The sequence below is a fragment of the Variovorax sp. HJSM1_2 genome (assembly GCF_049316285.1).
Classification (GTDB): Bacteria; Pseudomonadota; Gammaproteobacteria; order Burkholderiales; family Burkholderiaceae_C; genus Rhodoferax_B.
Genome location: NZ_JBMOXA010000003.1, coordinates 17,503 through 38,276, shown reverse-complemented (window position 1 = coordinate 38,276; position 20,774 = coordinate 17,503). Strand labels below are relative to the sequence as shown.

Sequence of the window (20,774 nt, the reverse complement as noted above, 5' to 3'; positions counted from 1 at the left end):
CGAAACCCAGGTGCACACACATAAGCTCATGCGAAATCCACACCACGCGGCACCTCAAACATGGTGCGTTTGGTGTTGGTGAAATGCGGCCGCGCCACGTCGCTCCACGCGGTGGCGCGCACCGCCAGCCAGGGTGCCGAGCCCAAGGCCTCGGCATACGTGAGGTCGTAACAGGCCAGCGACAGCGGGCCGTGGCCATGGTTCAGAAAGCGTGTGGCGCGTACACAGCCGGGCACGGCGGCCAGGCCTGGCATGTGTTCGGTGTCGTACCAGCGGCTGATCTCTGGCATCCAGCCGGCCTCCGGGTCCATCTCCACCACGTAATGGAAGCGGGCCTCGGCACCATGCGAGATGCCGGGTGTGTCGAACACCTGCTCGAGCCGCGAAAGACCCACCTCCAACGCCCAGGGGCAATGTGTCTTGAAGGCGGCAACCGAGGGCTCTGCAGACTCCAGGTAGACATAGATTTCGTGCAGCGTGGACGACCAGGCGAGGCGGCGCAACGGCAGTTGGCCTGCGGCGCAGAACGCCCGTACACCGGCTTCCACCGCCGCCACGCCCACGGACGCGGGCAGACGCGCCTGCAGCAGCTGCAATTCAGTAAGGCTTGCCATGCTCAATGCCCAATCTGCAGCGCCACCAACAGGCGCGACACCATGTTGTAGGCGGCCACGGTGGCCGTCAGGTCGAGCAAGGCCTGGTCGTCAAAGTGCGCCCGCACACGCGCAAACAAGGCCTCGGCCACATGGATGTCGCGTGTCATGGCATCGGTGTATTCGAGTACCAGGCGCTGCAGATCGGTCATACCGGGGTGTGCGCTCAGCGACGGTGCCCGCATGGCCTCTATGGTGGCCGGCAACACACCCGCGGCCAGCGCATGTGGTACGTGGGCATCGAACTCATACGGCGCTCGGTTGAGCACCGCCACACGCAGTATCACCAGTTCGCGCAGGCTGGCGGGCAGGCTGTTGTGGTTGCGTATGGCCGAAAGCATTTGCTCCCAGCCATGCGCCACGGGCGGGCTGTTCAGCAGCACCTGGTACAGCGGCGAGATGCGGCCGCGCGCCGCCAGGATTTGCGCCTCTTGGGCGGCCAGTTCCGGGCGTGTGCCCGGGGTGATGGGGTTTAAACGCATGGCTGAAGATGTCTCCAAAAGCCTTAGAACAGCTTCAATCGGGTTTGATGTTTTTGCTGCGCACCACCGCCGCCCATTTGGCGCTGTCGGTCGCCAGCAGTTTCGCCAGGTCGGCCGGTGTCGATGGCGCAGGCTCGGCACCCGAGGCCAAAAGTTTGCTCTTCACCGCCTCGTTGTCCAGCGCGCGGCGCACGGCCTGGTTCATGCTCTCCACCGCTGCGGGCGGCGTGCCCTTGGCGGCAAACAAGGCGTACCAGTTGTCCGAATCCACACCCGGCACGCCCATCTCGGCAAAGGTTTTCACGTCGGGCAGCAGCGGATGCCGCTTGGTGGCGGCAAGGCCAATCGGCTTGAGTTTGCCGCCTTTGATGAAGCCTATGAGCCCCGGAATATCGCCAAAGAAGCCGTTCACATGGCCGGCCATCACGTCGTTGATGGCCGGCGCCGCACCCTTGTACGGCACGTGCATCAGCGGCACCTTGGCCGCGTCCGACAACTGCTCCATCGCCAGGTGCGGCACGCTGCCGGTGCCGGACGAAGCCAAGGTCATTGGCTGCGCACTCTTGCGCGCGGCGGCCACAAATTCGGCTCCGGTGTTGTAGGGCGCGCTCGCCGGCACCACCAGCACCTCAACATTGCGCACGGCCAACGACACCGGCGTGAGATCCCGCACCGGATCGTAGGGCAGCTTGTCGTACAGCGCGGGGTTGATGGCCACCGCGCCCACGCTGGTGAGCCACAGCGTGTGGGCATCGGGTGCGGCACGCGACACATACTCAGCCGCAATTGCGCCGTTGGCCCCAGCCTTGTTTTCGATGATCACCTGCTGGCCACCGAGTTCCTTGCCCAACTGGTCGGCCATGGCGCGGGCCACAAAGTCCACCGGGCCACCGGGTGGGAAGGCGACCACGATGCGGGTGATCTTGTCTTGTGCAAATGCACCTGGCGCGGCCAGCAGCGTGACCGCAGCGAGGGCGGCCAAGCGCAGCGTCCAGCGTCGGAAAGTTGAAGGTTTGAACATGGTTTTGTCTCCTGTTGAATATTTTTTAATCGCAGCGCACCGACATGCCGCCGTCAACCACAATTTCCGTGCCCGTGACGAAGCGCGCCTCGTCGGATGCGAGATACAGCGCTGCCGCAGCGGTATCGCGGCCGTCGCCCATGAAGGGCAGCGGAATACGCGCCTGGCGCTGTGCCAGCAGGGCTTGCACATCGCCGCCGGCGCGTTGCCCGGCCAAGCGTGTTTCCACCATGGGGGTATGCAACTGCCCCGGCACCACGGTGTTGACGCGCACGCCCCGGTCGGCGTACTGCACGGCCAACACGCGGCTGAACTGGATCACGGCGGCCTTGGTGGCCGCGTAGGCAATCTGGGCCGAGCCGGTCCAGCGCAGGCCGGAAGTCGAAGACAGGTTGACGATGGCACCCGCGCCCTGCGCCACCATCAGCGGCAACACATGCTTGCAGCTGAGGAACACACTCTTGAGGTTGTGGTCGACCTGGGTGTCCCACACCTCTTCACTCATTTCTTCGGGGCCGCCCTTGGCCGAACCACCAACGTTGTTGACCAGAATGTCGATACGGCCAAACCGCGCCAGACATTGCGCCACCGCCTCGGCCACCGCCGCGCTATGGGTCACGTCACAGGCCACGCCCTCGAATTCGCCCTGGGCCGCGACGATGCGCGCCCGCGTCTCATCCATGGCTTGTACGGCGCGGTCCACACCAAACACGCGTGCACCCTCCTGCGCAAAACGCACGGCGATGGCCCGGCCATTGCCCCAGCCGGGGCCTACCGATCCCGCGCCTGTGACCAGCACGACCTTGCCGTCCAGACGGCGTGAAGCGGGTTGAAAAAGAGAGACGGTTTCAGTCATGGCGCAGCAACGGTTAAAACGGTTCAAGAGGGAAAACGGTAAAACGCCAGCGGGTTGTCGACCAGCAGCCGCTGGCGCTGCGCTGCATCCGGGGCGATATCGGCCAGCAGGTCGACCAGCACACCGTCATCCGGCACGTGGTGGTGGTTGGGGTGCGGCCAATCACTGCCCCAGAAGCAGCGATCCGGCGCGTCCTGCACCAGCAGGCGTGCCAAGGCCACGCCCTGGGCGTAGTACGCGGGGCCGGCGGCCACACGGTCCACCCCGCTGACCTTGATGCGGAACAGCGGGTTCTGCAGCAAGCGGCGCAGAGCCACGAAGTCGGCGTGGTCCGGGCCCAGCGCGGCATCGACGCGGCCCATGTGGTCTATCACCACCGGCACAGCGCTGCGTACCAGGCGCTCGCCCAGCACATGCACAAGAGCACTTTCAAAATGCACCTGCAAGTGCATGCCCAGTGGCGCCAGGCGCTGGCTGAAGGCCAGCACTTCGTCTATGCCGGCGCTGGCCTGCAAATGGCGCATGAAGTTGAAACGCACACCGCGAAAGCCTGCGGCCGCCAGGCGCTGCAGCTCGGCATCGCTGACGGACAAGGGCAGCAATGCCACGCCCAGGTAGCGCCCGCCGCCGGAGGCGATGGCGTCTTCCACGGCGCGGTTGTCAAAACCATGCACGGCCGATTGCACGATCACACAACGCCTGATGCCCAGCATACGGTGCAAGGCAAACAGCGCCTCCTTGGGTGCATCCACCGGCGTGAAGCTGCGCGCCTCGGCGTAGGGGAATTTTTCAGCCGGGCCAAACACGTGCACATGGGCATCACAGGCCCCCGGCGGCAAGGCCAGATGTGGCGTGGAAGGTGTGGCGAGATAAGTTTGAATATGGGTCATGGTGCTGGGCGGTTTCCCGAATTGTGCGGTGACGCAAGGCCACCTAGACTGGCTTTTTCCGAATACCAGCTATCCGCAAATACGATGGATTCATCCGTGAAAACCCGCAAAATGCATCCCACACACCACCGGCAATGGACCTGACGCGCCTGCACTACTTTGTGGCCGTGGTCGAGGCCGGAAGCTTCAGCCGTGGCGCTGCCGCATTACACATGTCGCAGCCCGCGTTGAGCCGCCAGGTACTGCTGCTGGAGCAGGAGGTTGGCCAGCCGCTGCTGGTGCGCACCGGCCGCGGCGCAGAGCCCACCGAGTCGGGCCTGGCCTTGTTGGCCCACGCGCGCAACATCTTCGAGTTGGCCGAGCGCGCGCGCACCGACATGCACGAACGCCGCGCCAGCCCACACGGGCGTGTGACCGTGGGCTTGCCGCCACGCGTGGCCCAGGTGCTCACCGCCGACCTGATAGAACGCTTTCGCGCCCAGTACCCGGACGCGGTGATTTGTGTGGTGGAGGCCTTGAGCATCCGGCTGCGCGAATGGCTGGTGGCCGGCAAGCTCGATGCCGCCATCCTGTTCGATCCGCCGCATTCGGCCCAGGTGCAAGAGGAAACCCTGGCGCGTGAACCACTGGTGCTGTTTGGCCCCAAGCCCCTGCCCGCGCGCATCAAGCTGGCCGACGTCGCCGCCCTGCCCCTGGTCATGCCCAGCGGGCCGAACGCGCTGCGCCAGTTGCTGGAAAAGGAAACCCGGCCGCGCGGCCTGCCCTTGTCCATCGTGGCCGAGGTCGACTCGGTGCAGACCGTGCTGTCGCTGGTGGCACGTGGTGTGTCGCACACCGTGCTGCCGGCCAGCGCCGTGCGCTTGTGGAACTACCCGCAAGTGCTGCACGTGGCCGCCATCGTCAGCCCCGCCATCCGCAACCGCGTGGTACTGGCCGTGCCCAAGGCCCGGCCCGCCACACGCCCCAGCCGCCTGGCCACGGAGCTTCTGCGCACCCTGGCCCTGGCCTACTACGGCCAGCATGAAAAGCCGCGTGGAACGGCCACACGGCAGCGCAAAACCGGCTGACCCAGGGCGGTGGCCGCAAATTGCTTCAAACCGCTGAGCGCGCTTTTTGCAGCCTGTCCGAGCCACGCCGCCGAGCAGCTGCGGCGCCGTGACCCTGCCTGCCCTTGTGGCATCACAGCGGGTTCCGGCGTCAGTTGCGCCGGCGCGGCCTGCAACCGCAATCGGTTCTGCGGGCTTTTTTTCTGGAATACCTCGCAGAAAAGCGACGCCGATGCCTGTGTTTGCCGATTGCTGCGGCACTCGCCCGGGTGGTTGCGCAAGATCCCCCCGCGCTGCCACTACAATCAGCGCTCCACCGTCACGCGGTGGCCGCCCGAGTTATGACTATTGCAGGGGCGTTAACAACTGCTAAAACGTTGAGCCGCGACTCCTCCCCGCACGCAGCAGACGTTCTCATCGTCTGCGGGGCAAGGAGAATCAAATGCAGGTATTTCAATCCACCACTGGTTGGCAAATCGACGCGCGTGTGACGCCTACCGACACCGGCCACCATTTGTTGATCAGCCGCTTCATCGCCACGGCCAAACGGCCCGAACACCAGGTGAAGTTTTCTGGCACGTTTTCGACCGATGAATTGCAGCTTTTGCGCGATGCGCTGAACCATGCACTGGGCGCCAAGGAATAACACCACCGCAACATGCAAAAAAAGGGGGCTTGCATCGCTGCAAGCCCCCTTTTCTTCGCTCTGAAGCTTAGCGCTTCTTGCCCGTGCCGGGCCGCTTGGCGGCCCCGGTTTCACGCGGTGGCAGGCCGGTGTGCTGGGTCAGGATACGCCCGCGCTGCGGCTTGCCGCTGATCACCTTGCCGGCCCCCGCAGCAGCCTTGGCCGCACCTGGCGCCTTGCCGGCCACAGGCGTGGAGTTGGAACGCCGCGCACTTTGGTAGGTGCCGTCGGTCAGCGGCTGCCAGCTGGGGATCAGATGCTGCTTGCCATTGCCAATCAGGTCGGCACGGCCCATGGCCTTCAAGGCTTCGCGCAGCAGCGGCCAGTTGTTCGAGTCGTGGTAACGCAAAAACGCCTTGTGCAGGCGCCGGCGCTTGTCGCCACGCACAATGTCTACCGGCTCACTGGTGCGCGTGATCTTGCGCAGCGGGTTGCGGTTGCTGTGGTACATGGCGGTGGCCGTGGCCATGGGGCTGGGGTAGAAGGTTTGCACCTGGTCGGCGCGGAAACCGTTCTTCTTCAGCCAGATGGCCAGGTTCATCATGTCTTCGTCGGTCGTGCCCGGGTGCGCGGCAATGAAGTACGGAATCAGGTACTGCTTCTTGCCCGCTTCGGCCGAGTACTTCTCGAACATCTGCTTGAACTTGTCATAGCTGCCAATGCCGGGCTTCATCATCTTGGACAAAGGGCCTTGCTCGGTGTGCTCGGGGGCGATCTTCAGGTAGCCGCCGACGTGGTGCTGCACCAGCTCTTTGACGTATTCGGGCGACTGCACGGCCAGGTCGTAACGCAGGCCGGAGCCGATCAGAATCTTCTTTACGCCCTTGAGCGCGCGCGCGCGGCGGTAGATCTTGATCAGCGGATCGTGGTTGGTGTTCAGGTTCTGGCAGATGCCAGGGTAGACACAACTCGGCTTGCGGCACGCGGCTTCGATCTCGGGTGTCTTGCAACCAATGCGGTACATGTTGGCCGTGGGGCCGCCCAGGTCGGAAATGGTGCCGGTAAAACCCTGCACCGAATCACGAATGGCCTCCACCTCTTTGATGATGGAGTCTTCCGAACGGCTTTGGATGATGCGGCCTTCGTGCTCGGTGATGGAGCAGAAGGTGCAGCCGCCAAAACAGCCACGCATGATGTTGACCGAGAAACGGATCATCTCCCACGCCGGGATTTTGGTGGCGCCATCATGGCTGCCATTTTCATCGGCGTAGCGTGGGTGTGGGCTGCGCGCATACGGCAGGTCGAACACGTGGTCCATCTCGGCCGTGGTCAGCGGAATCGGCGGCGGGTTGATCCACACGTCGCGCGCGGTGTGGCCTTCGCCGTGCGCCTGCACCAGCGCACGGGCGTTGCCGGGGTTGGTTTCCAGGTGCAGCACACGGTTGGCGTGGGCGTAGAGCACCGGGTCGGCGCGCACCTGTTCGTAGGACGGCAGACGCAACACACTGCGTTCACGCGGCGGCACCTTGTGTGAACCCAGGCCACGCAGCGCCGGGTTGGGCACAAAGGTCAGGGGCTTGACGTTGGGGTTGCGCGCCAATGCAGCGGGCAAGGTGATGGCGCTGCCAGCCGCGCCACGCGCGGCCGCCTCGGCCTGTGCGGCCACGGCATTGGCTTCGTCTTCCTTGGCGCAGGTTTCACCGTTGGCCTTGGCTTGGTCGGACACCATCAAATACGGGTTGACATGTGCTTCGACACGGCCGGGTTCGTCCACCGTGGTGGAATCGATCTCGAACCAGCCCTCTGGTGTGCTGCGGCGTACAAAGGCCGTGCCACGCACGTCCAGAATGTCCTGCACCGGCTCCTTGGCGGCCAGGCGGTGGGCAATTTCGACGATGGCGCGTTCGGCGTTGCCATACAGCAGCAGGTCGCATTTCGCATCGACCACAATGGAACGGCGCACCTTGTCCTGCCAGTAGTCGTAGTGCGCAATACGGCGCAGGCTGCCTTCAATGCCGCCCAGGATGATGGGCACGTCGCTCCAGGCTTCACGGCAGCGCTGCGAGTAGACGATGGCCGCGCGGTCGGGGCGTGCACCGCCCACGTCGCCGGGGGTGTAGGCGTCGTCGCTACGGATTTTGCGGTCAGCCGTGTAGCGGTTGATCATCGAATCCATGTTGCCAGCGGTCACGCCGAAGAACAGGTTCGGTTTGCCCAGGACCTTGAAGGGTTCGGCGCTCTGCCAGTCGGGCTGGGCGATGATGCCGACGCGGAAGCCCTGCGCTTCCAGCATGCGGCCTATGACCGACATGCCAAAGCTCGGGTGGTCCACATAGGCATCACCCGTGACCACGATGATGTCGCAACTGTCCCAGCCCAGGGCTTCCATCTCCTTGCGCGAGGTCGGCAGGAATTTGGCCGTGCCAAAACGGGCGGCCCAGTACTTGCGGTAACTGGTCAGCGGCTTGGCGGCGCGCGCAAAAAAGGAAACGTCAACAGGGGCGTTCATCGGGGTCTTCTTAGGGGGATAACCCTGAATTGTAGTGGTTAGCCCCCGAAAACGCCCGTTGTAGGGCTACTTCGCGGAACGCGCTCAGCCGTTGCGCAGATCGGAGGTGTCGACGCGGTGGCCCTTGTCGGCGCTGTGGCGGCCGCGCTCCAGCAGCGCCATCACCTGGTGCACCTCGGCCGGGGTGACCGGTGGCTGTGCAGCCGCCCCCTGCAAAAAGGCCGCGAGCTGGCCGTAGTAGGCCAGATAGTTGCCCGGCAGATCCGGCCCCGGCCGGCGTTCGGCCGCACCATCCCGTGGAAACACCAGCGTGCCCACATCGGGGTCGCGCCCCCAGGCCGCCAGATCGCCCCACTGTGGACGCGCGCCGGCCTTCAGCGCCTCTTCCTGGGTGTCCAGTCCGTATTTGATGAACGAACCCTTGCTGCCATGTAATGCGTAGCGTGGCCCCAGAGACGGCACCAGCGCGCTGCCATGCAGCACCACGCGCAGGCCGGGCTGCTGCTGGTCATAGCGCAATTGGGCGTGGAAGTAGTCGTTGGTACGCGCGCCGTCGCGTTGCTGCGCCAGGTCTAGCGTGATGTCGTCGGGCACACCAAACAACTGCAGCGCCTGGTCGACCAGGTGCGCGCCCAGGTCCACCCACAGGCCGGAGCCGGGAATGTCGTCGTCGCGCCAACGGTTCAGCACCTCGGGCCGGTAGCGGTCGTAATGCGATTCGAAATGCACGATGCGGCCCAGGGCGCCACTGGCCAGCACCTCGCGCAGCGCCAGAAAGTCGGCATCAAAACGCCGGTTCTGGAACACCGCCAACATACGTTCGCCGGTGCGTGCCAGGCCCAGCAGGTCTTCGGTCTCGGCCAGGGTGACGGTGCAGGGCTTGTCGACCACCACATGTTTGCCCGCCAGCAACGCGGCACGCGCCAGCGGGTGGTGGCTTTGGTTGCTGGTGGCGATGACCACCAGGTCGATATCGGGGTTGGCAAAGGCCTCGTCTGCCGTGGCCACAACCGGTATGTTCGGCCAGTCCTGGCGCACCGCATCGGGCTTGCTGCTGACGATGCAGGCCAGTTCTATGTCCGGCGCGCCGGACAGCAGCGGCGCATGGAAAATGCGCCCCGCAGAGCCATAACCCACCAGCGCCGCGCGCACCGGACGGTCTGCGGGAAGGCGTTGAACGGTAGTAGGAGAATAAAAGAGAGCAGGTTTTGTTTGCAGCATGCCCCTATGATCCGCGAAAACGCGCTGACTTCCCCGGTGTTCACAGCTTCAGCCCTGTTTCACTGTGATACAAACTTACCCCATGCCCGAACGCGCAGCAGACTCCCCTCACTTCAATAAAGCCGTGGCCCAGATGGGCGAGCAACGGCCACTGGTCGCCACCAACGCGATCTTCACCACCCAGGGCATCAAACTCATAGACCGCGGCACCACCATGACCGCCAAGCTGTATGAGCGCTTGATGCAGCACCAGTCGGCCGAACCATGGCAGAACGCACTCGACGTCGAAGGCCCGGTGCGCGGACGCGATCTGCGCGCCATGGCCGAAACCCTCTTCACCGAACTGCCGCTGTTCGCCCGCATGACACCCAAGCCCCAAGACAGGCTGGTGCTGCTGGATTTGCTGGAATCCTTGCCGCTGCCCAAACCAATCGCATTTCAGCTCACCGTGGCACGCGACGTACACCCCGAGCAGTTCAAGTATTTTGTGGCCACGGCCTTGATCGCTGGCTGGCTGGGCCGCCGCCCGCAGGTGCTGCGCTCCGACCTGGTGATGATCATGTCGGCTGGCTTGCTGCACGACCTTGGCATGCTGCACGTAGACCCGGTGCTGCTGCAGCCCAAGCAGCAGATCAGCCGCAACGAAAGGCGCCAGCTGTATTCACACCCGCTGGTGTCGGCCCTGCTGCTGCAGGAACACAAGGAATATTCGCGCGACATGGTGCGTGCGGTGCGCGAGCACCACGAAATGCTCGATGGTTCGGGCTACCCCAGCGGCCTCTCGGGCGCGGCCATCAGTCCCTGGGGCTCGCTGCTGGCCATGGCCCAGTTGGTGGCCGCCATGATCAAGCCCAACCGCAGCCACGCCGAGTTGCGCCTTTCCGTGCTGTTGCGCACCAACCGCCAGCGTTACCAGCCCGAGCTGGTCACACGCATACTCGGGCTGCTGAACCCGCCGCCCGAAGAAGACGCGATAGTCGAGCCCTTTGACGAAGAGGTTGCCGATCCGGTCGTCGCCCTCACCGCCATCGACAACACCCTGGCCGACTGGCCGGCTTCGCTGGCGGGAGACGCCCGCGTCACCCAGGCGCGGCGTAGCGCCCTGCTGCATGTGGCCGCGCGTTGTGCTCGCATGCGCCGCACCTTGGTCGAAACCGGCACCTCGCCCGAGCTGCTGAGCCAGATCGACACCAGTGCCATCACCGGCTTGACCGCGATTGAACTGTCGCTGATCACCCGCGAAATGGCCTGGCAGTTACGCGCGCTGCAGCGCCAGGTGCGGCTCAACTGGGTCGAATCCGCCGAGGAAAGCTACCCGCCGCCGTTGCAGAACTGGTTCAACCAGGGTGATGCCGCGGTGTCGCAAATCCTTTCACGCTGACGCCCATCAGCGCCACTGCACATTCAAAAACCCAACAAGAGACAAACGCCATGCTGCGCTACCGCCCGACCGACCTGCTCGCCTATGGCGAATCCCTGCTCACCCATGCCGGGCTGGACGCCGAAAAGGCCCGCGCAGTGGCCGAAATCCTGCTCGAAGGTGATTTGCTGGGCCACAACACCCATGGTTTTGCGCAACTCGCGGGCTACCTGGGCGAACTCAAGTCTGGCGCCATGGCCCGGGACGGCGGCCCCACGGTATTGGCCGACCACCCCGCAGCCATCACCTGGGACGGCCGCCGCCTGCCCGGCCCTTGGCTGATTCTCAAGGCCATGGACATCGCCATGGAGCGCGCCGCGCGATTGGGCACCTGCACCGTGGTGATCCGCCGCAGCCACCACATCGCCTGCCTGGCCGCATTCCTGAAGCGCGCCACCGACCAGGGCCTGCTGATGATCCTGACCTGCTCCGACCCCAACGGCGAAAGCGTGGCACCGTTCGGCGGACTGGATCCGGTGTTCACGCCCAACCCCATTTCGGCCGGCATTCCAACATCCACCCTGCCGGTGTTGATGGACGTATCGACCTCGGCCACCACCAACGGGCTCACCGGCCGCCTGCACAAGGAAGGCCGCCACCTGCCCGCGCAATGGGTGATGGACGGCCATGGCGAGCCCAGCGCCGACCCGGCGGTGTTGTTCAACGAACCCAAGGGCACCATCCTGCCGCTGGGCGGCAAAGACTCGGGCCACAAAGGTTATGGCCTGACGCTGCTGGTCGAAGCCTTGACCGGCGGCCTCGCCGGCCACGGCCGCGCCGACCCCAAAGAAGGCTGGGGCGCCACGGTGTTCTTGCAGATCATCGACCCGCGCGCCTTTGCCGGACTCGACGCGTTCACGCGCCAGACCGACAAGGTCACCCAAAGCTGCCGCGCCTCGCGCCCGGCCAAGGCCGGCCATGCGGTGCGCACACCGGGCGAAGGCGGCTTGAAGTTGCTGCAACAGCAGTTACTCGATGGCGTGGGGCTCTACCCGTCCATCATGCCTTCGCTGGCCAGTTGGAGCGAGGCCTATCAGGTCAAGGCGCCCGAGCCTATTCCTGAAGCATGATCGCCTGTAGCGCCTCCAGCGCATCATCGCGCCAGTAATTGGCCGCGTCGTAAAAGCCTTCCCAGACACAGCCGTTGCAGCCGCGCCCACAACAGCTGGTGGGTACGGGCGGCGGTGCGCGCAGCACGGCGCCAGCCTTGGCCAGCCGCAATTGCAGTTCGTCGAACACGGCCAGGGTCGTGGCTTGGTCGGCTAGAAGCTGCGTCAGATCGGGCATGGTGTTTGGCGGGATGGCAAAGGCCCGCATTTTGCCGTAACCGGATTGAAAAGTAGGCTGAGATGATTCCCTCATATGGTTATGCACATATTGGTCAAACAAAAATGTAGTTTGTCTCCATAAGCGCCGCTTTTATAGTCCGGCCCTATGCACGATATTGCGTTCGTTTTTGCAGGCTTTTTTGTCGGGTTCATCGTCGGTTTGACCGGTGTGGGCGGCGGCTCGCTGATGACGCCGCTGCTGATCTTTTTCTTCGGTGTGAAGCCGCATCTGGCGATTGGCACCGATCTGCTGTTTGCCGCCTTCACCAAGATGGGCGGCTCGGTGGCCCTGGCGCGCGCCAAGGTGATCGACTGGGCTATCGTGTTGCGCATGGCCGCTGGCAGCGTGCCGGCATCGCTGGTCACACTCGCCGTGTTGAACTACGTCGGCCCAGCCGACCCAGCGGTGCAGCGTGTGATGACAAGCACGCTGGGCGCGGCCCTGCTGCTCACGGCAGTCGCCACCCTCTACAAAGCCATTCGCGGCAAGACCGCTGGCACACCCGCGGCTACGGCGATTGCCAGCCACCATCCAACGCTGCGCAGCAAGGTGCTGCCGGTGGTGTTTGGCGCGGTGATTGGCGCCCTGGTCACCCTCACCTCGGTGGGTGCAGGCGCCATTGGCGTCCTGGTGCTGATGCTGCTGTACCCGGCACTGTCGCTGCCGCGTATTGTGGCTGTGGACATTGCCCACGCCGTGCCGCTGACCCTGGTCGCGGGCCTGGGCCATGCCTCGATTGGCTCGGTTGAATGGGCGCTGCTGGCCAAGTTGCTGGCGGGCTCCTTGCCCGGCATTTGGCTAGGTTCACAACTCATGCGCAAGACGCCTGAGCGCCTGATCCGCTCCCTTTTATCGCTGCTGTTGGCCTATGCCGGCGCAAAGTTGATTGCTTTGTAGAACAATCGCGGGTTTGCCGCAAAACCAGCCGACTTGACCCGGTTCCGCGCAACCCCTCCACCTTCGATGACGTTGACCTAAAAGATGTACCAATACACCCCATTCGACAAGCAGTTCGTTCAGTTGCGCGCCGCCCAGTTCCGCGACCAATTGGAACGCTGGCAAGCCGGCACACTGGCCGAAGACGAGTTTCGCCCGCTGCGCCTGCAAAACGGCTGGTACGTGCAACGCTTCGCGCCCATGCTGCGCATCGCCGTGCCTTATGGTGAGATCAACAGCGCCCAGGTGCGTGTGCTCGGCACCATTGCACGCGACTACGACCGCAAGGACGAAAACGACCTCAGCAAGGCCAACCCCGGCCTGAGCGACCTCACCAGCCTGCCCAGCGCCGTGGCCCACTTCACCACACGCCAGAACGTGCAGTTCAACTGGATTCCACTGGCCAAGAGCGCCGATGTGATGGACCTGCTGGCCAGCGTGCACCTGCACGGCATCCAGACCAGCGGCAACTGCATACGCAACACCACCAGTGACGAACGCGCCGGTGTGGCCGTGGACGAAATCGCCGACCCACGCCCGATCGCCGAAATCATCCGCCAGTGGAGCACGCTGCACCCCGAGTTCGCCTTCCTGCCACGCAAGTTCAAGATTGCCATCACCGGCGCCACCGACGACCGCGCGGCCACGGCCTGGCACGACGTGGGCCTGCACGTGTTGAAGAACGAAGCCGGCGAAGTCGGCTTGCGCGTGATGGTGGGCGGCGGCATGGGCCGCACCCCCGTGGTGGGCACGGTGATACGCGAATTCCTGCCATGGAACCAGTTGCTCAACTACCTGGAAGCCGTGATCCGCGTCTACAACCGCTGGGGCCGCCGCGACAACATCTACAAGGCACGCATCAAGATCCTGGTGAAGGCCGAAGGCCAACGTTATATCGACGAGGTCGAAGCCGAATACCAGGAAATCATTGCGCACGACGGTGGCCCGCACACCATCACACAAACCGAGCTGGACCGCGTCTCCGCCAGCTTTGAAGTGCCGGCCAGCCGCCAAGGCGCACTGCCCGCGTCGACCATTACGGCCCCCGCCAACTTTGACACCAGCACTACGGAATACCAACGCTGGCTCAAGCAAAACGTGTCGGCGCACAAGAACCCGGCGCTGCGCGTGGTCACGCTGTCGTTCAAGCGCCCCGGCTACTCGCCGGGTGACGCCACGGCCGACCAACTGGCCGGTGCCGCCGACCTGATGGACCGTTACAGCGCCGGTGAAGCCCGCGTCACGCACGACCAGAACCTGGTGCTGCCCTGGGTGCGCGAAGACGAGTTGACCGCGCTCTACACCGAGGCCCGCGCCGCCGGCCTGGCCCTGAGCAACATCCGCCTGCTGACCGACATGATCGCCTGCCCCGGCGGCGACTTCTGCGCACTGGCCAACGCCCGTTCCTTGCCCATCGCCGAAGCCATCACCGCGCGTTACCAGGACATGGACGAGCTGCACGACCTGGGCGAAATCGACCTGCACATGAGCGGCTGCATCAACTCCTGCGGCCACCACCACAGTGCACACATCGGCATTCTGGGCGTGGACAAAGACGGCCAGGAGTGGTACCAGGTGACGCTGGCCGGTTCGGACGGCTCGGACCTGTCGGGCCATGCGGCTGCCGGCAAGGTGGTGGGCCCATCGTTCAGCGCCGCCGAAGTGCCTGAAGTGATCGAAGCCCTGCTCGACACCTACCGCGCCAACCGCCAAAACGCCGAAGGCAAAGCAGAAACCTTTATCGACACGCTGCGCCGCGTCGGCCAGGACCCGTTCAAAGCCGCCGCCAACGCCGCCCGTATCAGCACCGGCCGCCCCGCAGCTGTGGCCGCCTAAGCAGAACGACGAAAGATCAACATAATGAAAATCATAGCTGCCACCGCACACACACCGGGCCCAGAAGTTGGATCTGCTGCCCAAAATGGCATCCTCACCGTGGCCAACGACGTAGACCCGCGCAGCCTGGCGCTCGACGGTGTGACGCGTATCGACCTGGTGTTCCCCAAGTTCACCGATGGCCGCGCCTACAGCCAGGCTTTCCTGCTGCGCCGCCGCCTTGAATTCAAGGGCGAGATCCGCGCCACCGGCGACGTGCTGATCGACCAACTGGTGCAGATGCAACGCAGCGGTTTCGACGTGGCCGTGCTGCGCGCAGGTGTGGACGCCAGCGCCGCCCAGCGCCAGTTCGACCGCTTCAAGGCCTTCTACCAAGGTGACGCGGTGCACGTGAAGCCGCTGTTTGTCGAGCCCGAACTGCGCGATCAAGCGGTTACCGCAGCCTGAACGCCGCCTGAGCAAAGTAGACACATGAGCACCCTAGACCTCGCACACATCAACGCCGAACTGGGCCGCAACGCCCAGGGGCTGGTGGACTGGGCCCTTGGCCTGGACCAACCGTCCATAGTCACCACCAACTTCCGCCCGTTCGAGGCGGTGATCCTGCACATGGTCACTAGCGTGCGGCCCGATGTGCCCGTGGTCTGGATGGACAACGGCTACAACACCGAAGCCACCTACCGTTTCGTCGACGAGGTGACCAAGCAACTCAAGCTCAACCTGCAGATCTACCTGCCACGCCGCTCGCGTGCACACCGTGAAGCCGTGGAAGGCCCAACACCCGCACTCGACGACCCACGCCATGCGGCCTTTACCCAGGAAGTGAAGCTGGAGCCATTTGCGCGCGCCCTGCGCGAAACGGCACCCAAGGTGTGGTTCACCGCGCTGCGCGCCACCGACACCGCTGTGCGTGCCCAGATGGATCCGGTGAGCATCAATCCTGATGGCCTGATCAAGGTTGCGCCGCTGCTGCACTGGTCGTCCAAAGAGCTTTACGAGTATTGCGAAGCCCACGGCCTGCCGAACAACTTCGACTATGTGGACCCCACCAAGGGTGAAGACAACCGCGAATGCGGCTTGCACCTTGCCCACTGAGACTCACTCAAGTCCGCTGAAAAGTGCCCCGCCTATGAACGCCCGTGCCCCTTTAGAAAACACAGCCCCCATGACCCAAGCTGCCGCCCACCTCAGCAACGCCCATCTGGACGCGCTGGAAGAAGAAACCATTTTTATCCTGCGCGAAGTGGCCGCCGTGTTCGAACGCCCGACGCTGCTGTTCTCGGGCGGCAAAGACTCGCTGGTGCTGCTGAAGTGCGCCGAAAAAGCCTTTGGCGTGGGCCGCATCCCCTATCCGCTGTTGATGATAGACACCGGCCACAACTTCCATGAAGTGACCGACTTCCGCGATTTCCGCGCCAAGGAACTCGGCGCCGAACTCATTGTGCGCAACGTCGAAGACTCGATGAAGCGCGGCACCGTGCGCCTGGCCCACCCCGGCGAGTCGCGCAATGTGCACCAGTCGGTCACGCTGCTCGAAGCGATTGAAGAATTCCGCTTCGACGCACTCATAGGCGGTGCGCGCCGCGACGAAGAAAAGGCGCGCGCCAAGGAACGCATCTTTTCGCACCGCGACAGCTTCGGCCAATGGCAGCCCAAGGCCCAGCGCCCCGAGTTGTGGACGCTGTTCAACACCCGCCTGCAGCCCGGTGAACACTTCCGCGTGTTCCCCATCAGCAACTGGACCGAGCTCGACGTGTGGCAATACATCGAACGCGAAAACATCGCCCTGCCCTCGCTTTATTACACACACCAACGCGAAGTGGTGGAACGCAAGGGCCTGCTGGTGCCGGTCACCGAACTCACGCCACTCAAGGCCGGTGAAACCGCCGAGATGCGCCAGGTGCGCTTCCGCACCGTGGGCGACATCACCTGCACCTGCCCGGTGGAAAGCGATGCCGCCACCGCCGCCGACATCGTGATCGAAACCTTGGCCGCCGACGTCAGTGAACGCGGCGCCACACGTATGGACGACAAGACTTCTGAGGCATCCATGGAAAAACGTAAGAAAGACGGGTACTTCTGATGACCGCAACCACAACCCAAGCCCTGTCGGCCCTGAAATTCATCACCTGCGGCTCCGTCGACGACGGCAAAAGCACCTTGATCGGCCGCCTGCTGGTCGACACCAAGGCCGTGTTGCAAGACCACCTGGCCGGTGTGCAACGCCAGGGTGAAACCGACCTCGCGCTGCTGACCGATGGCTTGTCGGCCGAGCGCGAACAAGGCATCACCATCGACGTGGCCTACCGCTACTTCAACACCGAAGACCGCAAGTTCATCATCGGCGATGCGCCCGGCCACGAGCAATACACACGCAACATGGTCACGGCCGCGAGCAGCGCCGACGCCGCCGTGGTGCTGATCGACGCCACCAAGCTCGACTGGAAAAACGCCGCGCTGGAACTGCTGCCACAAACCCGCCGCCACTCGCTGCTGTGCCACCTGCTGCGTGTGCCCAGCATCGTGTTCGCCATCAACAAACTCGACGCCGTGGCCGACTCGGCGCTGGCCTTTGCCCACATCAGCGCCGCCCTGAACCAGTTTGCCGCGGCGGCCGAAATCCCCGTCAAAGCCATAGTGCCGATCTCGGCACTAAAGGGCTGGAACGTGGTCGAAGCCGGTCACAGCGACACGCCCGACTGGTGTGGCTACACCGGCCCCACGCTGCTGCAAATCCTGGAACAGTTGCCCAGCACGCCTGCCGAAACGGACCAGGCCTTCGCCTTCCCGGTGCAGTGGGTGGAGAAGTTCCACTCCAGCAGCGACACCAGCCAAGGGCGCCGCGTGTTCTGGGGCCGTGTGGCCACGGGCAGCGTGCAAGTGGGCCAGGAAATCCGCATCCTGCCAAGCGGCCAAACCGCCATCGTGGCACAGGTGCTGGACCATACACGCACACCCAAGAGCGTGCTCGCGGGCAGTAGCGCCGGCATCACACTTGACCGCGAAGTCGATGTGTCGCGTGGTGACTGGCTGTTGGCCCCGGGCCAGTTTGAAGCCAGCCGCGAGATCTCGGCCACCGTCGCCTGGATGGACGACGAACCGCTGGTCGCCGGCCGCGTCTATTGGGCGCTGCATGGCCACCGCTGGGTCAAGGCCAAGGTCAAGCGCATCGTGCACAAGCTGGACATCAACACCCTGGCCGAGGAAGACGCCAGCGAGTTGGCGCCCAACGCCATTGGCCACATTGAACTGGCCTTGCAAGAGGCCATTGCCACGCGGCCGTTTGTGTTGTCACGCGCACTCGGTTCACTGGTTTTGGTCGACACCGCGTCGCACAAAACCTCCGGCGCGGTGCTGGTTCGCGGAAACCCTTAAAATGCCGGGTTGCGCAAAAAGCGTAAGGGCCCGCACCGCTGCGGGTGCCCAGCCAAAACGCCAGACGCTCGCCCCACAAGACCAACTTACGCTGTAAACACATGACTCACGTCGTCTCTGAAAACTGCATCCAGTGCAAATACACCGACTGTGTCGATGTTTGCCCCGTGGACTGCTTCCGCGAAGGCCCCAACATGCTGGTGATCGATCCAGATGAGTGCATCGACTGCGCCGTCTGCATCCCGGAATGCCCGGCCAACGCCATCTTTGCTGAAGAAGACTTGCCGCCAGAGCAACTCGCCTTCATCAAGATCAACGCCGACCTGGCGCGCGCCGATGGCTGGAAGAGCATCACCAAACGCAAACCCGCCCTGCCCGACGCCGACGAGTGGAAAGACAAGCCGAACAAGATCGAGAACTTGATTCGCTAATTCCCTTTGGGCATCAAGCTCAACGAATACGGGGCCGCGCAAATTGCCGGCCCCGTTTTACATTTCAGGTCGTGACTTCATCTAAATCTCTTCCATTGATAGAAGCCGATGCCGTGGTCATCGGCGCCGGCCCGGTCGGCCTGTTCCAGGTGTTCCAGCTCGGCTTGCTGGAAATCAGCGCCCACGTTATCGACTCGCTGCCCTATGTCGGCGGCCAATGTATTGAGCTCTACCCCGACAAACCGATCTACGACATTCCGGCCGTGGTGGCCTGCACCGGCCGTGAACTGGTGGCGCAGCTGGAGAAACAAGCCGCGCCGTTCCAGCCGACCTACCACCTGGGCCAATCGGTGCGCGAACTCAAGCGCGAGGCCGATGGTCGCTTCGCGCTGGAGACCACGCGTGGCCAGCGCTTCCTGGCCAAGGCGGTGTTGATCGCGGCAGGTGTGGGCGCATTTGAGCCACGCAAGCTCAAGGTCGATGGCATCGAGACATTGGAAGGCCGCCACCTGCACTACCACGCAGCGCCTGCCGCAGCACTGGTAGGCCAAGACGTATGGGTGATGGGCGGCGACGAAAGCGCAGTCCAGGCCGTGCTCGACCTGGCGGCCCTGGACTATGGTCAGCGTCCACACAGCATCACCCTGCTGCACCGTCGCGAAGTGCTGCAAGCGCCGACCATGATGGTGGCCGAGTTGCTGGCCTTGCGTGAAGCCGGCCAACTGAACTTCAAGGTGGGGCAGATCACCGGCTTTGCGCAAAACGCCGACCAAAGCCTGAGCGGGCTGAACATCATCGATGTGGACGGCGCCACAAGCCTGCACCCCGCGCAACAGCTGATCGTCTACCTGGGCTTGTCACCCAAGCTGGGTCCGGTGGCGGACTGGGGCCTGGCCATGGAACGCAAGCAATTGCAGGTGGACACCGAAGCCTTTGCCACCAGCGCGCCCGGCATCTTTGCCGTGGGCGACATCAACACCTACCCCGGTAAAAAGAAGCTCATCGTTTGTGGCTTCCACGAATGTGTGCTGGCGGCCTTTGGCACGGCGGCGATGGTCTTCCCCGAGCGCAAAACGCTGCTGCAATACACCACCACCTCGCCGCGCCTGCACCAATTGCTGGGCGTCGCCACGCCATCCAAGGCAGAGTAAACGCTCAGAAATTCGAGCGGTAGTAAAGCATGGGCCCGCCGCGCTTGGCGCGCAGCACCACCTTGCCGCCGCCATTCATCTGCATGCCAATGGCGCCAAACTCTGGGGCCAGGCCGCCGTATTTGGCGCTGGGGAACTGCACTTCCACACGCGCGGCATACAAAGCGCCATCACTGGTTTGTGTCAAGGTATAAGCGTCTGGCGAGTTGTTCGTGACCCGGCGCCAGGCGCCCAGGTCGAGCCGCCGCTGGTCCGCCAGGCTGCTGCGCCAGCGCAAACCCAGCTCCACGTTCGAGCCATTGGCAGACGCATCCCGCACCTCGGCCGGACCGTTCAGGGCAGCCGAGCCGGTTCCCGTTTGCACCACCCCCAAAGCCACCCCGGCACCACCACGCTCATGGGCCCAATGGCTGAACTCCAGGCGCGACGCAGGCATGTCGGTATTGCCATTGAGACTGCCATTCAGCGCGCGTGCCGCAGTGCCTGGCACCGCCCTGTCCCATGTGGGTAAAACCGTGGAACTGATTTCGGTGTAACCCCGGCGTCGCGCGCGTGGGGCATCGGCATCAGAGGCCTCCACCCGGTCCACCGAAATGCCGGAGATATAGGGCAGGCTGTTGGCTACGGCAAACATCTCGGCTCGGGCAACAGTTTCATCCGCCCACACGTTGCACGCGCTGAACACAAAACTGCCAGCACCGAGCAGCCAGGCCCAATGGGCTGAGCGAGCCCCGGGCCTCAAGCCCCTCAAGCCACTCAAGCCCCTCAAGTCCCTCACCCCGCCTGCGCCCCGAACACCCCAGCTCGCATTGCCGGCATCTGCTTTGTGCATGGTGGCCCCTTGTACTGCGGCCGTTCATGGCCGTTTGCATACACAAAACGGCGCCATCAACGGCTCCCCAATAACAAAGTGTCCGCTTAGGGCCCCCTGGCCACATATCGGACACAACGGATTGCGTTGTCAGCTCAGTCTGATGCGACTCTACGCTTACT

21 protein-coding genes are annotated in these 20,774 nt (G+C 64.0%); 12 read left to right on the top strand and 9 right to left on the bottom strand.

What is annotated here, in order from left to right; translation table 11 throughout:
• Positions 1-26: 26 nt before the first annotated feature.
• Genes ACFQ95_RS04345 through ACFQ95_RS04325 form a run of 5 tightly spaced genes read right to left on the bottom strand, consistent with a single transcriptional unit; the run spans position 27 to position 3,902 of the window.
• Positions 27-614: a hypothetical protein gene (locus tag ACFQ95_RS04345; protein ID WP_422829593.1), complete on the bottom strand. Its 588-nt coding sequence runs from the start codon at positions 612-614 to the stop codon at positions 27-29.
• Between the two features lie 2 nt (positions 615-616).
• Complete coding sequence (locus ACFQ95_RS04340; protein ID WP_422829592.1) at positions 617-1,135, bottom strand: carboxymuconolactone decarboxylase family protein; 519 nt, start codon at positions 1,133-1,135, stop codon at positions 617-619.
• 34 nt (positions 1,136-1,169) lie between these two features.
• Complete coding sequence (locus ACFQ95_RS04335) at positions 1,170-2,156, bottom strand: Bug family tripartite tricarboxylate transporter substrate binding protein (protein ID WP_422829591.1); 987 nt, start codon at positions 2,154-2,156, stop codon at positions 1,170-1,172.
• A gap of 25 nt (positions 2,157-2,181) precedes the next feature.
• Positions 2,182-3,012: an SDR family NAD(P)-dependent oxidoreductase gene (locus ACFQ95_RS04330; RefSeq protein WP_422829590.1), complete on the bottom strand. Its 831-nt coding sequence runs from the start codon at positions 3,010-3,012 to the stop codon at positions 2,182-2,184.
• A gap of 23 nt (positions 3,013-3,035) precedes the next feature.
• On the bottom strand, positions 3,036-3,902 hold the full coding sequence (locus ACFQ95_RS04325; RefSeq protein ID WP_422829589.1) for an amidohydrolase family protein: 867 nt from the start codon (positions 3,900-3,902) through the stop codon (positions 3,036-3,038).
• 134 nt (positions 3,903-4,036) lie between these two features.
• Here ACFQ95_RS04325 and ACFQ95_RS04320 point away from each other — a divergent pair, with 134 nt between their 5' ends.
• Together ACFQ95_RS04320 and ACFQ95_RS04315 are read left to right on the top strand one after the other, a co-directional pair.
• Positions 4,037-4,969 (top strand): LysR family transcriptional regulator, encoded by a 933-nt coding sequence (locus tag ACFQ95_RS04320; RefSeq protein WP_422829588.1) that lies wholly within the window; start codon positions 4,037-4,039, stop codon positions 4,967-4,969.
• Between the two features lie 421 nt (positions 4,970-5,390).
• Positions 5,391-5,594 carry a hypothetical protein gene (locus ACFQ95_RS04315; RefSeq protein ID WP_422829587.1) on the top strand — a complete coding sequence of 68 codons (204 nt, stop codon included), beginning with the start codon at positions 5,391-5,393 and terminating at the stop codon, positions 5,592-5,594.
• Positions 5,595-5,661: 67 nt separating this feature from the next.
• Here ACFQ95_RS04315 and ACFQ95_RS04310 read toward each other — a convergent pair whose 3' ends face one another.
• Both ACFQ95_RS04310 and ACFQ95_RS04305 read right to left on the bottom strand, forming a co-directional pair.
• Entirely contained in the window at positions 5,662-8,082 is a 2,421-nt protein-coding gene (locus tag ACFQ95_RS04310; protein ID WP_422829586.1) for a YgiQ family radical SAM protein, read from the bottom strand.
• An 84-nt stretch (positions 8,083-8,166) separates the two neighbouring features.
• On the bottom strand, positions 8,167-9,303 hold the full coding sequence (locus ACFQ95_RS04305) for an oxidoreductase (RefSeq protein ID WP_422829585.1): 1,137 nt from the start codon (positions 9,301-9,303) through the stop codon (positions 8,167-8,169).
• Between the two features lie 82 nt (positions 9,304-9,385).
• On the opposite strand from ACFQ95_RS04305, the gene ACFQ95_RS04300 reads away from it, so the two are divergent.
• Both ACFQ95_RS04300 and ACFQ95_RS04295 read left to right on the top strand, forming a co-directional pair.
• Positions 9,386-10,684: an HD-GYP domain-containing protein gene (locus tag ACFQ95_RS04300; RefSeq protein ID WP_422829584.1), complete on the top strand. Its 1,299-nt coding sequence runs from the start codon at positions 9,386-9,388 to the stop codon at positions 10,682-10,684.
• A gap of 50 nt (positions 10,685-10,734) precedes the next feature.
• A complete protein-coding gene (locus ACFQ95_RS04295; RefSeq protein ID WP_422829583.1) occupies positions 10,735-11,793 on the top strand; it encodes an Ldh family oxidoreductase in 1,059 nt (352 codons plus the stop codon).
• Here the strand turns inward: ACFQ95_RS04295 and ACFQ95_RS04290 are convergent.
• Entirely contained in the window at positions 11,777-12,010 is a 234-nt protein-coding gene (locus tag ACFQ95_RS04290; protein ID WP_422829582.1) for an oxidoreductase-like domain-containing protein, read from the bottom strand. The two genes, ACFQ95_RS04295 and ACFQ95_RS04290, sit on opposite strands and share 17 nt — an antisense overlap.
• Before the next feature lie 147 nt (positions 12,011-12,157).
• Between ACFQ95_RS04290 and ACFQ95_RS04285 the strand changes: the two genes are divergently transcribed.
• The 8 genes from ACFQ95_RS04285 (at position 12,158) to ACFQ95_RS04250 (ending at position 19,781) form a co-directional block, all read left to right on the top strand.
• Positions 12,158-12,949 carry a sulfite exporter TauE/SafE family protein gene (locus tag ACFQ95_RS04285; RefSeq protein WP_422829581.1) on the top strand — a complete coding sequence of 264 codons (792 nt, stop codon included), beginning with the start codon at positions 12,158-12,160 and terminating at the stop codon, positions 12,947-12,949.
• Positions 12,950-13,033: 84 nt separating this feature from the next.
• Positions 13,034-14,824, top strand: coding sequence for a nitrite/sulfite reductase (locus tag ACFQ95_RS04280; protein WP_422829580.1), 1,791 nt, complete (start codon positions 13,034-13,036; stop codon positions 14,822-14,824).
• A gap of 24 nt (positions 14,825-14,848) precedes the next feature.
• On the top strand, positions 14,849-15,271 hold the full coding sequence (locus ACFQ95_RS04275; protein WP_422829579.1) for a DUF934 domain-containing protein: 423 nt from the start codon (positions 14,849-14,851) through the stop codon (positions 15,269-15,271).
• A gap of 24 nt (positions 15,272-15,295) precedes the next feature.
• Positions 15,296-15,919: a phosphoadenosine phosphosulfate reductase family protein gene (locus ACFQ95_RS04270; protein WP_422829578.1), complete on the top strand. Its 624-nt coding sequence runs from the start codon at positions 15,296-15,298 to the stop codon at positions 15,917-15,919.
• 34 nt (positions 15,920-15,953) lie between these two features.
• On the top strand, positions 15,954-16,907 hold the full coding sequence (gene cysD, locus ACFQ95_RS04265) for a sulfate adenylyltransferase subunit CysD (RefSeq protein WP_422829577.1): 954 nt from the start codon (positions 15,954-15,956) through the stop codon (positions 16,905-16,907).
• Positions 16,907-18,199 (top strand): sulfate adenylyltransferase subunit 1, encoded by a 1,293-nt coding sequence (locus ACFQ95_RS04260; RefSeq protein WP_422829576.1) that lies wholly within the window; start codon positions 16,907-16,909, stop codon positions 18,197-18,199. Before cysD ends, ACFQ95_RS04260 begins: the two co-directional genes overlap by 1 nt.
• Positions 18,200-18,300: 101 nt before the next feature.
• A complete protein-coding gene (gene fdxA / locus ACFQ95_RS04255) occupies positions 18,301-18,630 on the top strand; it encodes a ferredoxin FdxA (RefSeq protein WP_422829575.1) in 330 nt (109 codons plus the stop codon).
• A gap of 71 nt (positions 18,631-18,701) precedes the next feature.
• Positions 18,702-19,781 (top strand): NAD(P)/FAD-dependent oxidoreductase, encoded by a 1,080-nt coding sequence (locus ACFQ95_RS04250; protein ID WP_422829574.1) that lies wholly within the window; start codon positions 18,702-18,704, stop codon positions 19,779-19,781.
• A gap of 4 nt (positions 19,782-19,785) precedes the next feature.
• On the opposite strand, the gene ACFQ95_RS04245 is transcribed toward ACFQ95_RS04250, so the two are convergent.
• Positions 19,786-20,415, bottom strand: coding sequence for a hypothetical protein (locus ACFQ95_RS04245; RefSeq protein WP_422829573.1), 630 nt, complete (start codon positions 20,413-20,415; stop codon positions 19,786-19,788).
• Between the last annotated feature and the right edge of the window lie 359 nt (positions 20,416-20,774).

Excerpts from the sequence above, each read along its gene's own strand:
- ACFQ95_RS04345 (WP_422829593.1), bottom strand. The coding sequence starts at position 614 with ATGGCAAGCCTTACTGAATTGCAGCTGCTGCAGGCGCGTCTGCCCGCG.
- ACFQ95_RS04340 (WP_422829592.1), bottom strand. The coding sequence starts at position 1,135 with ATGCGTTTAAACCCCATCACCCCGGGCACACGCCCGGAACTGGCCGCC.
- ACFQ95_RS04335 (WP_422829591.1), bottom strand. The coding sequence starts at position 2,156 with ATGTTCAAACCTTCAACTTTCCGACGCTGGACGCTGCGCTTGGCCGCC.
- ACFQ95_RS04330 (WP_422829590.1), bottom strand. The coding sequence starts at position 3,012 with ATGACTGAAACCGTCTCTCTTTTTCAACCCGCTTCACGCCGTCTGGAC.
- ACFQ95_RS04325 (WP_422829589.1), bottom strand. The coding sequence starts at position 3,902 with ATGACCCATATTCAAACTTATCTCGCCACACCTTCCACGCCACATCTG.
- ACFQ95_RS04320 (WP_422829588.1), top strand. The coding sequence starts at position 4,037 with ATGGACCTGACGCGCCTGCACTACTTTGTGGCCGTGGTCGAGGCCGGA.
- ACFQ95_RS04315 (WP_422829587.1), top strand. The coding sequence starts at position 5,391 with ATGCAGGTATTTCAATCCACCACTGGTTGGCAAATCGACGCGCGTGTG.
- ACFQ95_RS04310 (WP_422829586.1), bottom strand. The coding sequence starts at position 8,082 with ATGAACGCCCCTGTTGACGTTTCCTTTTTTGCGCGCGCCGCCAAGCCG.
- ACFQ95_RS04305 (WP_422829585.1), bottom strand. The coding sequence starts at position 9,303 with ATGCTGCAAACAAAACCTGCTCTCTTTTATTCTCCTACTACCGTTCAA.
- ACFQ95_RS04300 (WP_422829584.1), top strand. The coding sequence starts at position 9,386 with ATGCCCGAACGCGCAGCAGACTCCCCTCACTTCAATAAAGCCGTGGCC.
- ACFQ95_RS04295 (WP_422829583.1), top strand. The coding sequence starts at position 10,735 with ATGCTGCGCTACCGCCCGACCGACCTGCTCGCCTATGGCGAATCCCTG.
- ACFQ95_RS04290 (WP_422829582.1), bottom strand. The coding sequence starts at position 12,010 with ATGCCCGATCTGACGCAGCTTCTAGCCGACCAAGCCACGACCCTGGCC.
- ACFQ95_RS04285 (WP_422829581.1), top strand. The coding sequence starts at position 12,158 with ATGCACGATATTGCGTTCGTTTTTGCAGGCTTTTTTGTCGGGTTCATC.
- ACFQ95_RS04280 (WP_422829580.1), top strand. The coding sequence starts at position 13,034 with ATGTACCAATACACCCCATTCGACAAGCAGTTCGTTCAGTTGCGCGCC.
- ACFQ95_RS04275 (WP_422829579.1), top strand. The coding sequence starts at position 14,849 with ATGAAAATCATAGCTGCCACCGCACACACACCGGGCCCAGAAGTTGGA.
- ACFQ95_RS04270 (WP_422829578.1), top strand. The coding sequence starts at position 15,296 with ATGAGCACCCTAGACCTCGCACACATCAACGCCGAACTGGGCCGCAAC.
- cysD (WP_422829577.1), top strand. The coding sequence starts at position 15,954 with ATGAACGCCCGTGCCCCTTTAGAAAACACAGCCCCCATGACCCAAGCT.
- ACFQ95_RS04260 (WP_422829576.1), top strand. The coding sequence starts at position 16,907 with ATGACCGCAACCACAACCCAAGCCCTGTCGGCCCTGAAATTCATCACC.
- fdxA (WP_422829575.1), top strand. The coding sequence starts at position 18,301 with ATGACTCACGTCGTCTCTGAAAACTGCATCCAGTGCAAATACACCGAC.
- ACFQ95_RS04245 (WP_422829573.1), bottom strand. The coding sequence starts at position 20,415 with ATGTTTGCCGTAGCCAACAGCCTGCCCTATATCTCCGGCATTTCGGTG.